Origin of the sequence: Falsiporphyromonas endometrii (genome assembly GCF_042654485.1) — a bacterium.
Lineage (GTDB): Bacteria > Bacteroidota > Bacteroidia > Bacteroidales > Porphyromonadaceae > Porphyromonas > Porphyromonas endometrii.
Window position 1 is genome coordinate 1 of sequence record NZ_JBHSGO010000073.1, and the last position, 1,515, is coordinate 1,515.

2 protein-coding genes are annotated in these 1,515 nt (G+C 34.9%); one reads left to right on the forward strand and one right to left on the reverse strand.

What is annotated here, in order from left to right; all coding sequences use genetic code 11:
• The first annotated feature begins 1 nt into the window (after position 1).
• A complete protein-coding gene (locus tag ACFO3G_RS03285) occupies positions 2-88 on the forward strand; it encodes an IS3 family transposase (RefSeq protein WP_380077071.1) in 87 nt (28 codons plus the stop codon).
• A 137-nt stretch (positions 89-225) separates the two neighbouring features.
• Here ACFO3G_RS03285 and ACFO3G_RS03290 read toward each other — a convergent pair whose 3' ends face one another.
• Complete coding sequence (locus tag ACFO3G_RS03290; protein ID WP_380077962.1) at positions 226-660, reverse strand: 5-fold beta-flower protein; 435 nt, start codon at positions 658-660, stop codon at positions 226-228.
• Positions 661-1,515 lie beyond the last annotated feature (855 nt).

Here is a 1,515-nt window from a genome sequence, read left to right on the forward strand (position 1 = left end):
TATAGAATGGTATAACAATAAAAGAATAAAACTGAGGTTAAAAGGAATGAGCCCGGTAAAATACCGAGCTCATTATAGACAATTATAACGTTTAATTTAACGTCCAACTTTTGGGGGGCACTTCAGACTCCACCCTTAAATATTTAGAATTAAACCTTCAATCAATAAGAATAATGTTAGAACAACTCTAACCAAGAATAACTTATAGATTAGCAAAAACAGTATTTAGTCCATACTGGTATACAATCTTAAGGCAAATATCGCCAGCCAGCAATAATTGATATCTTTATCAACTTTTCCTATCAATTGTCCTTGATTATTCTTTATAGTACCATCAGGCATTTTTTTAGCAACAGGACGCCCCTTGCCATCGTATATATTTCCTTGTTTATCCGCTAAGCCAATCAAAATACCATCTTGATTATAATATCTACCATACTCATTGATCTCACCAAGAATGCTTCCTTTGCGACCTTTTACTTTACCAATTTTATTAATCTTACCAAGGTAATAACCTTTGGAATCTTTAAGCGTGCCATTTTGAGTGATTTGATATACATCAAACTCCTGGTCGTTGGAATAAGTCTGACCTTTTGCAATGGACGGCATACATAGCAAACCAAGCAAAGACAGAAGGATAATAGAAAACTTAAGTCTCATAATTATATCTTTTAATAACAAAACAAATGTAGCAAAACATCAGCAAAAGAGGACTAAAAATGTGAGATAAAGATCTATAAAAAGCAACTACGACCTCTACCAAAGCAATAAAACTGAGGATCAAAATCACAATCATAATTTTAGGGACCTCTATTTGAATAGTCTTTTAAATGCTTTCCATTATACTATTACAGAAGAAAAATAAATGATCTGTCATGGAAGATATAAAAAGGGGAAACATAAACACAAAAGATTATATCAAAACCTCAATATAGCCGGCACCACTTGATAACAATCCTCATTAGACCAAAAACAATGTTTGACTTCTCCATGATGACATTATACAGCATCCATGCTTCATCTGTACCTAAATACCAAAAAGACTGGCAGCCGATCCATAAGATGACAAGTGCTTTATTAAAACGATAAAACTAAGCTGATTTACAGGCTAATGCCTCAAAACAGGTATTACCTGTCCTCAGGTGAAGTACCGTATGCCTTACCTTTGCAAGTGAAATAGTGAGCGTTCTTTGGCTATTCAATATATTGTGCATCTGCGCACTTTGCTCATTTCTAAATCGTTACCTATACGATCTGAATTTTATCGCAGAGCCTTGTTATTTAGGCACTTAGCCCGAAATCATTTTTTTACCAGACAGCTGTAAAAGGAAATTTGATCTTCATGATACAAAGATGAGCATGCATCAAGGACGCAAAGCCGGGCCGGGACAGGGCAACCGCATCAAAATAGGCTTATCTTTGGGTTATGGATATACAAGATTATTTTTCTAATGTAGAAGATCCACGTGTAGTGGGTCGTTGCAAGCATAAGTTAAGCGATATTCTAGTTATAGC

What these genes read in the sequence shown, in the direction of transcription:
- ACFO3G_RS03290 (WP_380077962.1), bottom strand. Translation starts at nt 660, where the DNA reads ATGAGACTTAAGTTTTCTATTATCCTTCTGTCTTTGCTTGGTTTGCTA.